The sequence below is a fragment of the Streptomyces regalis genome (genome assembly GCF_001509475.1).
Classification (GTDB): Bacteria; Actinomycetota; Actinomycetes; order Streptomycetales; family Streptomycetaceae; genus Streptomyces; species Streptomyces regalis.
This window is the reverse complement of record NZ_LLZG01000388.1, coordinates 1-15,023: the sequence shown is the minus strand read 5'-3', so window position 1 is coordinate 15,023 and position 15,023 is coordinate 1. Positions and strand designations below refer to the sequence as shown.

The 15,023-nt window shown below is 67.5% G+C and carries 24 protein-coding genes and 1 tRNA gene; all 25 read left to right on the top strand.

Annotation, left to right across the window (positions count from 1 at the left end):
• Positions 1-42 precede the first annotated feature (42 nt).
• The 25 genes from ADL12_RS39715 to ADL12_RS39600 all read left to right on the top strand — a co-directional run bounded on the left by ADL12_RS39715 (position 43) and on the right by ADL12_RS39600 (position 14,834).
• On the top strand, positions 43-390 hold the full coding sequence (locus ADL12_RS39715; protein WP_062712476.1) for a hypothetical protein: 348 nt from the start codon (positions 43-45) through the stop codon (positions 388-390).
• An 85-nt stretch (positions 391-475) separates the two neighbouring features.
• On the top strand, positions 476-784 hold the full coding sequence (locus ADL12_RS39710) for a hypothetical protein (RefSeq protein ID WP_062712473.1): 309 nt from the start codon (positions 476-478) through the stop codon (positions 782-784).
• A 172-nt stretch (positions 785-956) separates the two neighbouring features.
• Complete coding sequence (locus ADL12_RS39705) at positions 957-1,265, top strand: hypothetical protein (RefSeq protein WP_062712471.1); 309 nt, start codon at positions 957-959, stop codon at positions 1,263-1,265.
• A gap of 85 nt (positions 1,266-1,350) precedes the next feature.
• Complete coding sequence (locus tag ADL12_RS39700) at positions 1,351-1,659, top strand: hypothetical protein (protein WP_062712468.1); 309 nt, start codon at positions 1,351-1,353, stop codon at positions 1,657-1,659.
• On the top strand, positions 1,656-1,832 hold the full coding sequence (locus tag ADL12_RS54525) for a hypothetical protein (RefSeq protein ID WP_159053431.1): 177 nt from the start codon (positions 1,656-1,658) through the stop codon (positions 1,830-1,832). The genes ADL12_RS39700 and ADL12_RS54525 overlap by 4 nt, the downstream gene beginning before the upstream one ends.
• Before the next feature lie 3 nt (positions 1,833-1,835).
• Positions 1,836-2,282 (top strand): hypothetical protein, encoded by a 447-nt coding sequence (locus ADL12_RS39695; RefSeq protein ID WP_062712465.1) that lies wholly within the window; start codon positions 1,836-1,838, stop codon positions 2,280-2,282.
• Positions 2,279-2,515, top strand: coding sequence for a hypothetical protein (locus tag ADL12_RS39690; protein ID WP_062712462.1), 237 nt, complete (start codon positions 2,279-2,281; stop codon positions 2,513-2,515). Before ADL12_RS39695 ends, ADL12_RS39690 begins: the two co-directional genes overlap by 4 nt.
• Entirely contained in the window at positions 2,512-3,537 is a 1,026-nt protein-coding gene (locus ADL12_RS39685) for a DUF3560 domain-containing protein (protein WP_062712459.1), read from the top strand. Before ADL12_RS39690 ends, ADL12_RS39685 begins: the two co-directional genes overlap by 4 nt.
• Before the next feature lie 131 nt (positions 3,538-3,668).
• Positions 3,669-4,196, top strand: coding sequence for a hypothetical protein (locus tag ADL12_RS39680; protein WP_159053430.1), 528 nt, complete (start codon positions 3,669-3,671; stop codon positions 4,194-4,196).
• Position 4,197: 1 nt separating this feature from the next.
• Positions 4,198-4,767 (top strand): hypothetical protein, encoded by a 570-nt coding sequence (locus ADL12_RS39675; protein WP_159053429.1) that lies wholly within the window; start codon positions 4,198-4,200, stop codon positions 4,765-4,767.
• A gap of 112 nt (positions 4,768-4,879) precedes the next feature.
• Complete coding sequence (locus tag ADL12_RS39670; RefSeq protein ID WP_079052521.1) at positions 4,880-5,932, top strand: N-6 DNA methylase; 1,053 nt, start codon at positions 4,880-4,882, stop codon at positions 5,930-5,932.
• A 149-nt stretch (positions 5,933-6,081) separates the two neighbouring features.
• The gene (locus ADL12_RS39665; RefSeq protein WP_062712448.1) at positions 6,082-6,453 is read left to right on the top strand and encodes a hypothetical protein; all 372 of its coding nucleotides are present in this window, start codon (positions 6,082-6,084) and stop codon (positions 6,451-6,453) included.
• A 73-nt stretch (positions 6,454-6,526) separates the two neighbouring features.
• Positions 6,527-7,129, top strand: coding sequence for a hypothetical protein (locus tag ADL12_RS39660; RefSeq protein WP_062712445.1), 603 nt, complete (start codon positions 6,527-6,529; stop codon positions 7,127-7,129).
• A 62-nt stretch (positions 7,130-7,191) separates the two neighbouring features.
• Positions 7,192-8,874 (top strand): ParB/RepB/Spo0J family partition protein, encoded by a 1,683-nt coding sequence (locus ADL12_RS39655; RefSeq protein WP_062712442.1) that lies wholly within the window; start codon positions 7,192-7,194, stop codon positions 8,872-8,874.
• Between the two features lie 117 nt (positions 8,875-8,991).
• On the top strand, positions 8,992-9,645 hold the full coding sequence (locus ADL12_RS53420) for a hypothetical protein (protein WP_062712437.1): 654 nt from the start codon (positions 8,992-8,994) through the stop codon (positions 9,643-9,645).
• Positions 9,642-10,088, top strand: coding sequence for a hypothetical protein (locus ADL12_RS39645; RefSeq protein WP_062712435.1), 447 nt, complete (start codon positions 9,642-9,644; stop codon positions 10,086-10,088). The genes ADL12_RS53420 and ADL12_RS39645 overlap by 4 nt, the downstream gene beginning before the upstream one ends.
• Positions 10,085-10,366 (top strand): hypothetical protein, encoded by a 282-nt coding sequence (locus ADL12_RS39640; protein ID WP_062712432.1) that lies wholly within the window; start codon positions 10,085-10,087, stop codon positions 10,364-10,366. The genes ADL12_RS39645 and ADL12_RS39640 overlap by 4 nt, the downstream gene beginning before the upstream one ends.
• Positions 10,354-10,890, top strand: a complete 537-nt coding sequence (locus ADL12_RS39635; RefSeq protein WP_159053428.1) for a hypothetical protein — start codon at positions 10,354-10,356, stop codon at positions 10,888-10,890. Before ADL12_RS39640 ends, ADL12_RS39635 begins: the two co-directional genes overlap by 13 nt.
• Positions 10,887-11,258: a hypothetical protein gene (locus ADL12_RS54520; RefSeq protein ID WP_062712426.1), complete on the top strand. Its 372-nt coding sequence runs from the start codon at positions 10,887-10,889 to the stop codon at positions 11,256-11,258. The genes ADL12_RS39635 and ADL12_RS54520 overlap by 4 nt, the downstream gene beginning before the upstream one ends.
• A gap of 70 nt (positions 11,259-11,328) precedes the next feature.
• Positions 11,329-12,126 carry a YgjP-like metallopeptidase domain-containing protein gene (locus tag ADL12_RS39625; RefSeq protein WP_062712421.1) on the top strand — a complete coding sequence of 266 codons (798 nt, stop codon included), beginning with the start codon at positions 11,329-11,331 and terminating at the stop codon, positions 12,124-12,126.
• Entirely contained in the window at positions 12,123-12,641 is a 519-nt protein-coding gene (locus ADL12_RS39620; protein WP_062712418.1) for a hypothetical protein, read from the top strand. Before ADL12_RS39625 ends, ADL12_RS39620 begins: the two co-directional genes overlap by 4 nt.
• Positions 12,638-13,108, top strand: coding sequence for a hypothetical protein (locus ADL12_RS39615; protein WP_062712416.1), 471 nt, complete (start codon positions 12,638-12,640; stop codon positions 13,106-13,108). Before ADL12_RS39620 ends, ADL12_RS39615 begins: the two co-directional genes overlap by 4 nt.
• Positions 13,101-13,568 carry a hypothetical protein gene (locus tag ADL12_RS39610; protein WP_062712413.1) on the top strand — a complete coding sequence of 156 codons (468 nt, stop codon included), beginning with the start codon at positions 13,101-13,103 and terminating at the stop codon, positions 13,566-13,568. Before ADL12_RS39615 ends, ADL12_RS39610 begins: the two co-directional genes overlap by 8 nt.
• Entirely contained in the window at positions 13,565-14,293 is a 729-nt protein-coding gene (locus ADL12_RS39605; protein ID WP_062712410.1) for a hypothetical protein, read from the top strand. The genes ADL12_RS39610 and ADL12_RS39605 overlap by 4 nt, the downstream gene beginning before the upstream one ends.
• A gap of 468 nt (positions 14,294-14,761) precedes the next feature.
• Positions 14,762-14,834, top strand: a tRNA-Arg gene (locus tag ADL12_RS39600).
• Positions 14,835-15,023 lie beyond the last annotated feature (189 nt).

Here is a 15,023-nt window from a genome sequence, read left to right as displayed (position 1 = left end):
GGGAGCCCATCCCGAACCGAACCGCCGGAAGGAATCATCTCGATGCACGACCCCCTGCCGGACCCGCTCGCCGTCCTCAAGCTAGCCGCCGACAAGGCCATCAGCGAGGAGCAGGCCGCCACCGCGATGAACTGGGCCGCACGCATGACTGTCGACGCCTGGCACGAGTACGCCGACTTCTGGGGCCAGAGCCGGGACGACCTCCTCGCGATGGACCGATGGCTCACCCTTCTCGGCGACAGCCAGATGAGCCTGCTCGACGATGCGGTGAGCATGGTTCTGGGGGCTGAGAGCATCCTCGAGGAGCTGTACCGGGAGAGCGACTCGGAGAACCCCGGGCGGCAGGCGCGGGCGATACGGACGAACCGGCCGCGCATACACATCCGCTGAGCCTCACACGCCACCAGCCCGCCCCGGAGCGGGACGGGGCGGGGCGGGCCATGCCGCCGTAGACCAAGCACTCGGGAGCACACCGATGGGCGCCACTTCCTTCTACACCACCGCCAACAGTTCAGACCTTCAGACGGCATTCCAGGAGGCCCGCATGGAAGCCGCCGCAGAGCATGGTCGCGGCGGCTTCTCGGGGAGCATCTACGAGAAGGACACGTTCACGCTGATCGATGAGCCGCGGCGCCCCGAAGAATCGGCCATGGAGCGGGCGGTGGAGCTGGTTCGTGCAGATGACGCACGCATCAGCGACAAGTGGGGTCCGGCCGGCGCGCTGCGGATCACGACGCGCCTGGGCGGCGAGGGGTGGCTGCTCTTCGGGTTTGCCCCCTGCTGATCCGACTGCCGCTGCCACGCATGTAGCGACGCGGGAGTCCGTTCACCCAGCACCGAAGGGTCCTGAGCTGCGCAGACACGGTTTGACACCCTTTACGAAGAGTAGAATTTAGATATAAGGAAGAGGGGGTCGACCCGGCCCCTCGTCTGAACCACTCAACGCAGGAGCACCCATGGGCGCCATGCCCTTCTACACACCCGCTGCCGGCCGCAACGTCAACAGAGCCTTCTTCAACGCGCGTTCAAAGGCTGCCTGGGAGCACGGCCACCGCGACTACTCCGGGACGGTCTACGAGAAGGACGAGGTCACGCTCCTGGATGAGCCCAAGCGCCCGCTGCCGCAGGCCATCCAGCGGGCCGAGGAGCTGATTGAGGCCAGGGACCCGCGGTTCTTCCCCCGGTCGGGACCTGCCGGCGCGCTGCCGATAGAGGCAGGCACGGCTGAGCCGAGCTGGCTGTTCTTCGGGCTGGCCGCCTGCTGAACGGCCCTTGGGCTGCGCCCACTTCAGCGTGGGCGCAGCCACGACGCAGCACCTCTTGGAAATCCCGGAAGGAATCCGTACGACCGTGCTCGACAAGCACTTGCCGCTGGAGGCGGCTGCAGAGGTCATCAACGAACTCGGCCTTGACAGCGGCCAGACCCGCCGGGCCAACCGCACCATGCAGCGCATCGTCCACCGCGCGTGGACCAGGCGGGGCACCGCCAAACGGGCCTTGACGTTCGACGAGTTCGCCGACGCGGTCCCCGAGTGCCACTGGTCGTTGATGTTCGAGGTCTGCGCGCTGATCCTCCTCGGCCGCGACACCGACGCCTGCGCACTGATCACCGCGGCCCGCCGCCTCGAAGCAGCGCGCTCCGTACAGGGAGCGCCGTGATCCTCACGCCGCGCGAGATCGCCCGCATCGGGCTGAGCCACCGCTACCCCGACGAGCTCTACAACGCCCGCGCGACCCGGAAGGCCCGTCGCGCCTTCCGGCATCGCGACACGCGCCGTACCCGCCGACAGATCGACGACGCGATCTCCGACCACGCCAGCGAGGAAGGCTGACACATGAGCACCGACAAACCCGGTCACACCCTGCGCGAATGGCAGCAGGCCCAGCTCATCACCCACCTGATCCAGGACGCCCTCGACAACCGGGAGGGCGAGGCGGGCCGCGTAATTGAGCAGGATGCATGGCTGGGCGAACTGTGGGCCGCAGTGGAGCCCGAGGCCCGGCGCAACACCCTGATGCTCGCGGCCTGGCAGGCCCGCAGGGCATCTTGGACCACCGCGGACAGCCTGGAGGAGCATTACGCGGTCGTGCTCGCCACCTGCGCCGCCCGGTGGGAGGCCGATCATCCCGGCGCGACTTGGCAGACGTTCCGCCTTACCCCGCATCCGTCGTACAGCCTGACCTCTTCCCTCGCGTTCGACCGGGACGACAACGGCTTGGCCTGGTCAGCCGCCGTACTCCTCACCGCGCACGCGGAGCGCACGACCGAGGCCGGGCAGTGAAGCCCGGCGACGAGGTGTGGCTGCTCACCCTCGCCGGCACACACCTGGCCGACGAAGACGGACGCAACATCGCCTTTCGCATCACCGGCATGGAAACGCTGCCTCACTCCGGCACCTGGTACCAGCTGAGCACCGAACACGCCACGGCCGAGGAGATCTTCGGCGGCTGGCACTCCTCCCGACCCCTGACCCGTATCCATCACTCCGAACAGCACGAAGGACGAACCCTGTGACCATCGAGATCACCCATACCCGCCGCGACGGAACCCTCGTGGAGGGCACTGACAAGGGCGACGGGTCCGCCGAGATCCTCAGGATGCGCGACTACGGCTGGCGCCGGTCCGTGCCGTTCAAGTGGTCGCGGTACCTGGGTTGCTGGTACCTGCCCCACAGCCGAGACAAGCAAGCCGTCCGTCCCACCATCGACCTGCTCGCCGAGCGGCTGCGCAAGAAGGACTTCGAAGTCAGCATCACCATCAACGAGGACGAACGCAGGTCATTCGCCGAGGCCGAGGCCGACCGCGCAGAGAGGGCGGAGGGGCGGGCTGAGCGGTTCGGCGGATACGCCGACAACGCCGCAGCCAGTTCGGAATCCCTGCACGGCCAGGCGCGGCAGATGGCTTCGAGCATCCCCTTCGGACAGCCGATTCTGGTCGGCCACCACAGCGAGCAGCGCGACCGGAACTTCCGTGATCGCATCCACAACACGATGGGCAAGGGCATAGCCGAGGGTGAGCGGGCTTCGTACTGGGCGAACCGCGAGGAGGCTTCGGCGAACTACGAGAAGTTCCGCAAGAACCCGCCGCGGACCCTGCGCAGGATCGCCAAGCTCGAGGCCGAGCTGCGGCGGGTGGAGAAGTGGCAGAAGGGCGAGTCAGCGGGCGGTTTCACGCGCGACATCGGTAACCCGGAGACTGTCGCCGAGCTGGAGCGCCGGAACCAGGAGCTGACGGAGGAGATCGACTACTGGCAGCAGATCATCAAGAAGGCCGAGGAGGACGGGTTCAAGGTCTGGAGTCGGGCCGACTTCAAGCGGGGTGACTTTGCCCGGGCGCACGGCCGGTGGTTCGAGGTGCTTCGCGTCAATCCGAAGTCGGTCACCGTGCCGAGCATCCTCAACGTGCACTCCAAGATCGTCACCAAGGAGAATTCGGCGTTCCGGGACATGACGCACACCGTCCCGTACGACGAGGTGTTCGGCCGCAAGTCCGCCGAGGAGATGGCTGCGGCGCTCGTCACCGCCGGTGACTCTTAGCCGAACACCCCCATGTGAGCTGGGTGTTCGCAGTTGACCCATCCCGCATGGAGAGTAGAATTTAGCTATAAAGTGAGGGGGTGGCCACCACCCCCTCACCCACGCCCCATCACAACGAGAACGGCACGCGCATGAGCAACGACAGAACCCCGGGAAACGGCGACGGCCATACGACCGGAACCAGCGCCTACCTCGCAGGCCTGAAGCCCTCGGTCCGCAACATCACCTCAGCCGCCATCGCCGTGGCCCGCATCGACGAACTCGGCTGGGCACCGCTTGGCGGATACCCCGGCAGCGACGTCCTGTGGCCGGTGCGCTGCCTGGTCTGCGGATGGACCGGTACTCGCTTCTACAGCCACCTGCGCCGGGCGCGCCCCGCCATCCGCCACCGCGAATGCCTCCCACAGAGCGAACATCCCGCAGCCCTCGCGAAGCTCAAGGAACGCGCGCGGAGCGCATGCGAGTGCTCTGCGGCCCACCCGACCACTGCGGAGCAGGTCGCCCAGGCCTTCGAAGCGATAGCCGAGGCCCAGCTGCGGGGCGACACCGCCCGGCTGCTCGCCGAGCTTGGCCGCTTCCTCGGCCCTTGCCCGGCGACCGGTGCACGCGCTGCGGCCGTCACCGCCCACCTGACCGCCTCGCCCCCGAGCAAGTCCTGACGTGGCGGGCTGGATGCGCGGTATGTGGCGGATCACGATGTGGCACCCGGATCATGACGACGGACAGTGGGTCTACCTGGTGCCCCATTGGCAGGCCCGCACCGAAGTGGCCGCGCGGGCCGTGGCGGCAGCCAGGCATGCCGATCGGGCCGCAGTGATGACCGATCCTCCCCGCCTGCTTGAGATGGTCGTCGGCGAGGCGGCGTTCCGGCCCGCGGTGCGCTCGAAGGAGCGGGCGGTCGCCTGGGTGGCGCTCGTGCAACACGACGCGATCACCGAACGCGGATGGCCGCTTGCCGCTGAGCGTGGCGAGCGCCCGCGCGATGAGGTGTGGCGCCAACGGGTCCGGGAGATGCACGAGCAGTACCGGCAAAGGGTCGTCGGATTCGGCGACTCGCTCGCCGACATCATGACCTCCCTGGCCGGGACCGATGCGGTCTGGGACCTGACGTCCTACCGCGACCGGTTCGGCCGCATCGTGTGGGACGAAGTCCGCGCCGACATCCACAAGTCCGCACTGTCCTACACCTGGCACACGCCCTACGGCGTCGTCTGGATCAACCAAGGCTGATCTTCGCCCCGACCGGCTTGAGCGGTCGCCCTCCCCCTCGTGGCCCGCCCCCTGGTTCTCCCGGGGGCGGGCCCTCGCATGCCCACACCCACCGACTGAAAGCGATCAACTCGTGACGCAGCTCGACCTGTTCGCCGCCCTTCAAGAAGAGCCGGAGCCCACCTTCGCCACCTTTACCGCTCCCAAGAAGCCGACCACTCCTTCCAGCCCTCCGGCCGCCGTGACGATGGCCGCGCCTCGGCCGCGGCGGCCACAGCCGTTGAGTGACCCGCACGGGCGGGCCTTGCGTATCGGCGAGGCTGTCGCGGGCGTGTGGCACCGGCAGCACGGCGGTACGCGGATCGAGGTGCCCATAGGCATCGTCGCCGCGCTCGCCCTGATCCGGCAGAGGGACGAGAACGGGCCGGACCTGAAGGCGCAGATCCTCGGCCAGGACGACGCGCAGCTGATCGGCATGTTCCGCGAGATCTGGTCGACGCACTGGATGCACCGCCCTGACCTGATCGACCGCGCCCGCGTTCTGCACGAGTGGCTCAACGACGAGGAGATAGACGACCACCGCGCCTACGTCGTGCGCCGAGTCACCAAGGCGGCGTTGGAGTACGGCCTGTTCGACCTCACCGGGCACGCGGACCCGTACCTGCGCGCCCAGACCGACGTCCTGTCGCCGGTCATGATGCTCGTGCGCTCCACCGGGGCCCAGCAGGGGCTCGGCGAGTACCACACACCGCCGCCGGTCGCCGACACTATGTCGAACATGCTCGCGGCCGAGAGCGTCATGGACATCCAACTCCACATCGATCAGCCACAGGCCGGGGAGCACATCCACGACCCGGCCGCCGGCAGCGGCGGTCTGCTGCGTTCAGCGGCGCAGCACCTGCGCGAGCGGGGCCTCGACCCGGCTCAGTTCCAGTGGTCGATGTGCGACATCGACGAGATAGCCGCAGCCTGCGCAGCCGTGAACGCGATCATCTGGGACCTCGGGCAGCGCGTGACGGTCGCCTGCGCCGACTCGCTGGCGAACCCGAACGCGGTCGAGGACGCCATGAAGCACGCGCGCGCCGTGTTCGCGCACCGCGACGAGATGCTCGGCAAGGCACGCATCCTCGCCGCCATACGTCAGGCGCAGCAGCTCTTGGAGCAGGGCACCGCAATCGCCGCCTGACGCTGGCAGGCCGGAGCTTGGCAGCGATTCACACGAGCCACACCCCTCATGACCTGCACAAACGGGTTTGACCCTCCCTCGATGTAGAGTAGAATTTAGATATGAGTTGAAGGGGGGAATCCCTTCCACTACGACGAACGGACTCCTGCATGACCGCCACCATCCACGCCCTACTCATCGACGTCACCGGTGCAATCACCGACCTGTCACTCAGCACTGAACCGAGCAGCCAGCTCGCTCAGGTTCGGGAGGCCCTCGGCGGCGACGCCGAAGTAATCCGCAACGTGCATTCCAGCTACGGGGCGACGACTACGGCGCCGGTCAGGGACGAGCGCAGCGGCCATCTGCCCAACCTGCCCGCCGCCTACGTCCTCGGCACGCTGCTCAACGAAGACCTCGCTGAACTCGTGCAGGGTCCTGTGCTGTTCATCGGCACGAAGAACAACGGCGAGTTCACCGATCTGCCGAAGCATCTCGCCGATCGAATCCGAGTTCTCACCCCCGCGGCCTTCCTGGTCTGACCTGCTCGCGCGGGCAACCCAGGCAGTTGCCCGCCCTTCGCCCAGCATTTCTTGGAACAGGAGCCCCTTTCGTATGACCGACACCGACACCACAGATCCACAGCCGAACGTCATTTCCCTGATCGACCTGTACCTCCTGGCTGAAGCCCTGGCCGACCAGCTCGGCGCCTGGAACGTCGTCGATGACTTCGAGCCGAGCCAGGACTCCTCCGTCTATCTCGTCGCTGCCGACCGCCGCGCAATCGGTCTGCGCCTTCTGTTCGACGGACGGGCTGTGCAGGCGTTCGCTATCGGTGGCACCGCCCCCGAGTCCTCGGCCGGCACCGACGAGACAAGCGCGGCGGGCCCTCGCCACCTGGCGGAAGGCGTGCGCTACAGCACCGGCATCACCTTCACAGCCGACGCGACTCCGCTGGAGTCGATCCTCACCGGTGTTCGCACTGTGCTGCTCCCGGCGTTCAACGGTCACCGCTCTGCGCTGGACTCGCACGGCCGCCGCCTCACTCCGCCGCCAAGTGGTGGCCCGGCCCTCACCAAGCAGGCCAACGAGACGGAGCCCGCGGCGAAGGACACTCCGAAGCCCCGGGTGCGCAAGAGCACGCCCCGGACGAAGTCGACGAAGCCCACCCGCCGCAGCACCACCCGCAAGAAGGCCGCTGCCACCGCCTCCGCCTGATTCCCCAGCACACCGGCATGGGTCACCAATACCCGCCCACGCCTACATCTTGAAAGATCACCATGACCGTCATTGACACCGCAGCACCCGTGAGCACCGCCGACATCGAAGCCGAGGCGGTGACCGAACCGCCCGTCGGCATCGAGGCATTCGCTGGCACGTTCGCCTGGGTCGATCCGCGCACCCTGGTGGTCGACCCCTACAACCACCGCAAGCCCCGACCGTCCGCCCCTGTGAGCAGCGCAGAGCAGGACGACGAGGGTGACGAGGAAGAGGGCAGCGAGGAGGTTGAGGACACCACCGAGCCGGATGCGGAGCTGATCGCCTCCGTCGACGAGATCGGCGTGCAGAGCCCGCTACTGCTACGCCCGCAGGACGACGGAGAGACGCTCGGCATCATCTTCGGCCAGCGCCGCTTCAAGGCCGCGGTCCTCGCCGCGGAGAAGGCGATAGCCGCTGGCCGTCGCCACCGGCTGGTCCCGGCGATCATCCGTACCGACCTCAAGGGCGTGGACGATGACGCGCTGACACTCAGCCTGATCGAGAACAAGCACCGCAAGGCCGCCTCCGTACGCGATGACATCGACGCCGTACGCCAGTTGTCGCTCATGAAGATCAGCAAGACCCGCAAGGCGAAGCACGCCCGATCCCTGGGGCTGACTCCAGAGCAGGTGAAGGCTGCCGAGACGGCCAACAAGCTGAGCAACGAGAACCTCACCAAGGCCCTCTCGTACGACTTCGACTTCGTGGAACTCGCCGACCTGCACGAGGTCGAGGACCTCGACCACGCGCTGCGGTGGCTCCAGAGTGCCAAGCGAAGTGACCTGAGCGAGGGGAAGGGGCAGCGCGGCAACTGGGCGCACACCATGCAGGAGTTGCGTGACCAGAAGGCCGATCGAGCGGCGCGCGAGAAGCTCACCGAGGAACTGGCCACCGCCGGCATTCCACTCGTCGAGCGATCCTGGAACTGGGCGAAGACCGCCGCCCGCCCGCTCACCGACCTTGTGACGGTGGACGGCGAGGCGGTCACACCCGAGGGGCACCGCGACTGCCCCGGCCATGCCGCATTCCTCGACCGGGATGAGCCGGTGGCGGTGTGGCTGTGCCAGGACTGGACGAAGTGCGGCCACAGGCTCGGCCCCGACGCCCCGAAGGATGCCCGGGAGCACAAGGACAGAGAGGCGGAGAAGGAGGAGCGGCGCACCGTCATCCGCAACAACAAGGCGTGGCGGGCAGCCAGGCTGGTGCGGCACGAGTTCCTCGCCACCCTGTGCACGCGTAAGGGAGATGCCTCGCCTGCGGCGTGGGCGCTGATCATGTCGACGCTCACCGGCACGAGTTACCTGTACGAGCACTTCGTCGAGACTGGCGACACCACTCTGACGGCGGCGTTCCTGCGCGTTGCCGACCCGAACGAGGGCCGCAACAAGTGGACCCGGGTCGGTGATCCCTTCGCCGAGGTGATCGCGAAGACACCGGCATCACGCCGGTGGCAGATCCTTCTCGCACTGGTCTGCGCCGCGCACGAGCAGCAGGCCATGGGCGACAGCGCCTGGCGCGGCGACATCAGCTCCACCACCGCCGCCTGGTTGAGGTTCCTGAAGTCCGAGGGCTATGCCTTCTCCGACATCGAAGCGGAGACGCTGGCGAGCGCCGAAGTGCGGGCACAGAAGCTGGCCGAGACCCTGGCCGCCGCCGAGGCGGAGAAGCAGGCGGACGAAGACGCCGAGCCTGCCGCCGCCTGACGAACACCCGCCTGTTGACCTGCATAAACGGGTTTGACGCCCCCTATGTGAAGAGTAGAATTTAGTTATAGATGGAGGGGGCGCCACCTCCCAAGCACCACGAACGGAACCACCGACATGACACCCATCACCCTCAACCGCAACGCCATCCTCAACGCGCTGGAAGCCGCAGGCCGCCCCCTGCAGCGGTACGACCTCGTCACGGTCGTGTTCTGGGCCGCCGGGTACGACCGCGACACCTACCGCACCGTCCAGGACCTGCCCGACGGCAGCCTCGAATGCGTCCAGCTCATCGACCGCCTGCACGCCGACGGCGACCTCGTCCGGCTCCCCTCACCCAAGTGGCGAGAGATCCTCGGCACCGCTTTCGACACCACCACCATCCACGGGCAGCGCGGCTACCACTGGTTCGCCACCCGTGACCAGCACGCCCGCTGGACCCAGGCAGACCGCGACCGCGCCGAACGCATCGCCGCGATCACCGCACGACTTGAAGCAGCGAACCTGCCCCCGCTCGAACTCCACCGCACCGACTGGACCGACAACGGCGGCCTGGTCGACGCCGACGATCCCGACGCCGTGCACACCTCGCTCGAGATCCTCGAACCGGGCGGCGCACGCGTCGCCGAAGTCCTGTGCAATCACGCACCCGACGACGAGCAGCCCGAACAAGCCCTCGCCGCCGCGGAGACAGCAGCAGATCTCTTCATCCACGCCCCGGCCGACCTCGCGTTCCTCCTGACCCTCGTCAACGAGAACACGAGCCGATGACTCTCGTGTACGGCACGTCCGTCTCCGGCAAACCCCACCTCGTGACCACGACCACCTGGCCGGCCGACCCCAACCAACTCGTCCTCACCCGTTGCGGCCGCCTCTCCCTGCGCGAGATTCCCGAACCAGCCCCAGGGCACCTGTGCGGCAGTTGTCGACGGCTGCACGCGGGCGACCAGCAGCAGCAAGCCGCTGCCCGACGCCACCACCAGCGTCATCTCGAACCGGTCTGCCGCCAGATCGCCGACGAGGTCAACCGGCTGCGCGCCCAGCTCCTCGCCGACATCGAACTGCCCGCCCACTCCGCCATGACACCTGCGCACCGCTTCGAGATGTCCGCCATCGTCACCGGACTCCTCACCGCCTTGTCGATCGCCCTCGGCGCACCCGGCGACGACAGCGCAGCCGAGATCTACGCCCAGCGGCAGGCAGATCAGCGATGAGCGGACTTCCCTGGCAAGCAGGCTTCCCCACCACCATCTACGCCTTCGGAAGCGTCACCTACGACCTCACCCGCCCCTACATCGCACCCGACGGCTCCCTGTGGCACTGGACGCGCTGGTGCACCGGACACCAGCGCCCCGTCGCCACCCGCGCCGAGCACACCCCAGGCGATGTATCGGCCAGCGCAGAGATCAGGGAGCTCATCGAGGGCCACGCCTACCGCTACCTCCCGCGCACCCGTACCAACCAGCAAGGACAACACCCGTGGAAGCAGTGACCTGGCTCCGGCCCGAATACAAAGGGCGCGAGGAGGAGCTGATCACGCTCGCTGACGGTGCGCGACTCGTCGGTGTCAGCCGATCCGCCGTCAGCAACTGGGCGGCCCGCCACGCCAACTTCCCGCGCCTGGTGCTGCTGACCGGCCCTCTCACCAAGCGGGTCAAGTACGTCGTCCGCGAAGAACTCGTCGACTTCGCCCGCGCCCAGCGCAACAAGCCCCGCAAGACCGCAAGTACACACCAGCCTCGAAGGCCAGCCGTCGAACTCCGTGCAGGCGAAGTCCAGCACTACACGCAGCAGGTCGCCCGCCTCACCGAACTCGTCGACCGCCACCGACAAACCCTCGCCGGCGCAGAAACCCGCCTGCGCACCGCCCGGCAGCGGCTACGCAAAGCCCGAACCCAGCTGACCACCGAACTCATCGCCAATCGCGCCTACCGCCACCTCAGCCCGCCATGCACCAACCCGGCCGCCCCTCACCTCAAGCAGACCACCGCACCACACCAGAAAGACCAGCCATGAACTCCGCGCCGAACCCGCCCATGCCCAACCCTCGCCAGGCCAAAGGCTTCATGGTCACCATCGCGCTCCCCTCGGCTCTTCCGGCCTCACGCCTCCAGGTAGGCGACACCTTCGCCCTTCACGAGAACCCGGGCGAGCACCTGCTCGTCGAGCAGACGACAGCCCACCCTGATCTGCCCTCTCAACTGATCATCACCGTCCCTGGCAAGACCACCCCGATCACGCTGCACATCGACGAACCAATACGGCCCCTGCGGATGCTTCGCACCGTCCACGTCACCTGCCAGCTGTGCGACCAGAGCACCGAGACCGAACTCGAACTCGTCGCCAACGGCGAACCGAAGACCTGGGTCTGTAACCGGCACTGACAACCCTGTGGGCGGGCCTCACGGGCCCGCCCACACCCGCCACAAGCACCATGAACAGGACGCCAGTGCAGTGACCTATAAGACCCAACGCACCATCACCGTCGGCGACATCACGATCAGCGTGCGAACCAGCGACCGCACCACCCTGGACGTCGACGTCACCTCCACCGGACAGGTCGTCGTCCGCGGGCCGCACCACACCACCGACACGCAAGCAGCCGACCTCGCCCGGCGCCGCCGCCGATGGATCTACCGGAAGCTCAACCGCATCGCCGACACGACACCCAACAGGCCGATCAAGGTCCTCGACACCGGCGAGGAGTTCACCATCCTCAGACAGTCTCACCGCCTCCGGATCGTCTCTGACACCCAGCAGGTCGAGCCGATCCAGCGCCACCAGGGCGTTGGGACCGACCGCTGGCTCTCCATGCGTCACAGCGCGTCGGCAAACCTGCACAAAGCCCGACATCACCTCATCAACTTCCATGCCATCACTGGCCAGAAGTGGCTGAAAATCATCGACCCTCAAATAGCTGCACACTTCATAAACATGGGCATACGGGTCTCATTCTCGACACGCCTTCGCACCTCCCGAGCCCACCACCACTCCACCCGCGGACTCACCCTCCACTGGGCCACCATCCAGCTCGGCGAACCGCTCCTCCACGAACTCATCCACCGCACCCTCAACCTCCACACCGTCGCCGACCCCCAACAACTCGACCACGGTCTCCGCAACCTCTGGCTCGGCAACCTCACCGCCCCCAGCAAGGACCCCCACGACGGCCGAGAGGTCGAGCACGCCTACGTGAAGCCGGTCCGCGAGGGCTCGATCGCGCTCTCCCACCCGGGCGTGATCGAGCGATGAGCTACAACGGGATCAACGTCGGCGAGACGTTCCTGGCCCGCGACGGCGCACGCTGGAACTTTCACGTCTACAACGACGTGGCCGACGACGTGATGACCATCGACCGCGGCGGCGAGGCCATCACCGCGCGGGAGCTGATCTCCGGGATGCAGTACCGGCACATGCGGCCGGCGCACCCTCTGACACCGGTCAAGCTGAAGACGCAGCACGAGCTCGGCCGCCCGATCGGAACCGCCCAGTCGTGGCCGCGCGACGCACACGGCCCGGCCGACGTCTGGGAGGTCCACGACTACGACGCCGACCTGCGCCGCGTCTGGCTCGTCCACTCGGGCCTGTACTGGGACCACACCGGCCGCATGCAGTGGGACAAAGGCCACTACAACCGCGACGGCAACCGGCTCGTGGTGATGCACACCGAACACATCAGCGCCCTGCCACGCCTGACCCTCTGGTACGAGGCCGATCAGAAAGCCATGCGCCTGACCACCCGCGACAACGAAGGGCGCTGGCTGTGACCACGACGCGCATACCGCACGCAACCGCGATGCGGCCTGGCCTGGGCGACGAGACACGGGCCGTTTGGGCGGCGACCTTCTACGAGGCCACCGAAGACGGCACCGGCCGCAAGCCGGACGGCCAGTGCTGGACCACCACCGTGGAAGCCCACCCGCTCACCTCGAACCGGACCGTCGGCCACCAGGTGTGGTTGCACCTCAACCGTGAGCCGGACATCCCCGAGGTGGACATGCTGAGCGCGCACATCCAACTCCTCGGCTACGCCGCCGGCGAGCCGGACGAGGACGGGAAGCCGCCCCGCCTCCACGGGGCGCGCTGCACCGGATGCGGCTCGAGCCAGGTCGTCTTCACCACGCGCGGCCGGGCGAACTGCCACTCGTGCGGCACGGGCCAGATGCAGGGCGAAGCGGCGCTGTGCTCCCAGCAGTGCGACGAGTGCGAAGCGGCAGGGCTTCCGAGTGAGTGACGCGATCAGCGCGGCCGTGGCGGCGGAGATGTTCCCTCCGCCGCCCGGCGGCCGCACAGCAGAGGAGCTACGGGCCGAAGCCGAGGCCCTGGTGCCCGTCGACGTCAGCGAGTTCGACGAGACGTACCGGACCGCGTACGGCGTAACGAACGTCGAGGGCCCGTGGCCGCGATGGCTCGTGGTGGCGCTCGTCGTGCGCGGCATCAGCAAGGGCGCGACCGTCGCCGTCGAGTACAGCGAGCTCGTCATCCGGCACACCAACGACTCCTCGTCGACGCTGCGCCCCGCGGGCGCCGCCCCGGTGCGCCCGGACGCCGACCCGATGGGCTGCCGGTACTGCGGACTCACCCGCAGGCACGGCGAGCAGCCGACCACGTGGGGCACCCACGCATACACCAAACCGACGCAGTTCCAGATCAAGGCGCGAATGCTGGAGCGCCGAAAGAAGGCAGGGAAATGAGCGAGCAGGAGATCGTGACGCCGGACGGCGTGCGGCGACCGACGTCCTGGGAGTGGGACGCCGAGATGATCACGGGCATGGCGGCGCGGACGCTGCTGTGGGGGCTAACGCCGTGCCCGCTGGACGGCCGGGAGAACCAACTCCACGACTGGATGCGGTTCGAGGTCTCGTACAACGACAAGGGCGACATCCACGGGCTGACGACGATCGCGTGCGACCTCATGCCCAAGCACGAGGACGAACCGAAGTCGGCGTTCGAGATGAGCATTCACCGGATCCCCGCGCTCGACTTCGACCTACGTAGCAGCGTGAACTTCCGGCCGGGCATGGTGCTCATCAGCATCAGGGACGAGCGGACGAGCGAGGACGTGTTCTCGTGCCTGTTCGAGCTGAACGACGCTCCGGGCCAGCACTTCCACGTGGGCAACGCCATCGACGCGACGCACGGCGACGAGGGAGTATGGGACCACGAGCGGATCATGACCGCCGCCGGCCGCAACCCCTCCTTCCCTCACGAGCAGTGCCGCATCTGCGGGCAGGAATTCCAGCACCACGAGCGCCTGGTACTACGCGTCGCCCGCGGCGACGAGCACGACCCAGCCAAGATCCGGTGCGCCCTCGTCATAGCCTGCGGGCCCGAGGCGGACATCCCGGAGTCCAGCCGCACGATCGCCCGGCTGGAGGCCCAGGGCATCGGCAGGGTGCCGGGGCTGAACCGCCGGTGATCGAGCTGGCACTTCGGACCTGGTGGAATGTGTCGGCGCTGTCGTACGCGCGGGACAACCGGATCAACCCGGTGGATGGCGAGGAGGCTGCGCGGCGCTCAACGCAGTCGGCGGTGCCCCGAGCCGCAGGTGAGACCGCAGTGAGACGTGGGTCTCATTGAGCAGTCGCGAACGCTTTGCGGTAGTCCCTCGAATCCTTAGCAGCCGGTCACCTGCGGCGTTAGACAGCCCTCGCCACCTGGGAGGCGTTACCTCCCCCGTGGGGACGCGGTGGGGACGCGGTGGGGACAGGGTGGGGACAGAAGGGCGAGGACAGGTGAGGAAAGACAAGGACAGACGGGGTACGTTTCCGGCTCCGCGAGCCGTCGGCCAGCCTCGTCAGATCCGTTCTGACCTGCGGAAACGAGAACCTTCCCACTCTCGATCCCTTATCCGCTAGGCTAGTCGCCGGATCGCACAGATCTCCCCGCCTTCGTAGCTCAGGGGATAGAGCACCGCTCTCCTAAAGCGGGTGTCGCAGGTTCGAATCCTGCCGGGGGCACAACGCTAAGGGCCAGTTCAGAGGCATGATCCCCTCGAACTGGCCCTTTCGCGTGATCACGGCCGTGCCACACACGTGCCACAAAGTCCACTAAGACGTCATCTCATTTGGTGAGCCTGCGGTAGCAGATCAGGGTGCAGGCGATGCTGGTGAAGGCGAGGAAGTGGTCGGCTTTGCGTTCGTAGCGGC

Excerpts from the sequence above, each read along its gene's own strand:
- ADL12_RS39715 (WP_062712476.1), top strand. The coding sequence starts at position 43 with ATGCACGACCCCCTGCCGGACCCGCTCGCCGTCCTCAAGCTAGCCGCC.
- ADL12_RS39710 (WP_062712473.1), top strand. The coding sequence starts at position 476 with ATGGGCGCCACTTCCTTCTACACCACCGCCAACAGTTCAGACCTTCAG.
- ADL12_RS39705 (WP_062712471.1), top strand. The coding sequence starts at position 957 with ATGGGCGCCATGCCCTTCTACACACCCGCTGCCGGCCGCAACGTCAAC.
- ADL12_RS39695 (WP_062712465.1), top strand. The coding sequence starts at position 1,836 with ATGAGCACCGACAAACCCGGTCACACCCTGCGCGAATGGCAGCAGGCC.
- ADL12_RS39680 (WP_159053430.1), top strand. The coding sequence starts at position 3,669 with ATGAGCAACGACAGAACCCCGGGAAACGGCGACGGCCATACGACCGGA.
- ADL12_RS39665 (WP_062712448.1), top strand. The coding sequence starts at position 6,082 with ATGACCGCCACCATCCACGCCCTACTCATCGACGTCACCGGTGCAATC.
- ADL12_RS39660 (WP_062712445.1), top strand. The coding sequence starts at position 6,527 with ATGACCGACACCGACACCACAGATCCACAGCCGAACGTCATTTCCCTG.
- ADL12_RS39655 (WP_062712442.1), top strand. The coding sequence starts at position 7,192 with ATGACCGTCATTGACACCGCAGCACCCGTGAGCACCGCCGACATCGAA.
- ADL12_RS53420 (WP_062712437.1), top strand. The coding sequence starts at position 8,992 with ATGACACCCATCACCCTCAACCGCAACGCCATCCTCAACGCGCTGGAA.
- ADL12_RS39645 (WP_062712435.1), top strand. The coding sequence starts at position 9,642 with ATGACTCTCGTGTACGGCACGTCCGTCTCCGGCAAACCCCACCTCGTG.
- ADL12_RS39640 (WP_062712432.1), top strand. The coding sequence starts at position 10,085 with ATGAGCGGACTTCCCTGGCAAGCAGGCTTCCCCACCACCATCTACGCC.
- ADL12_RS54520 (WP_062712426.1), top strand. The coding sequence starts at position 10,887 with ATGAACTCCGCGCCGAACCCGCCCATGCCCAACCCTCGCCAGGCCAAA.
- ADL12_RS39620 (WP_062712418.1), top strand. The coding sequence starts at position 12,123 with ATGAGCTACAACGGGATCAACGTCGGCGAGACGTTCCTGGCCCGCGAC.
- ADL12_RS39605 (WP_062712410.1), top strand. The coding sequence starts at position 13,565 with ATGAGCGAGCAGGAGATCGTGACGCCGGACGGCGTGCGGCGACCGACG.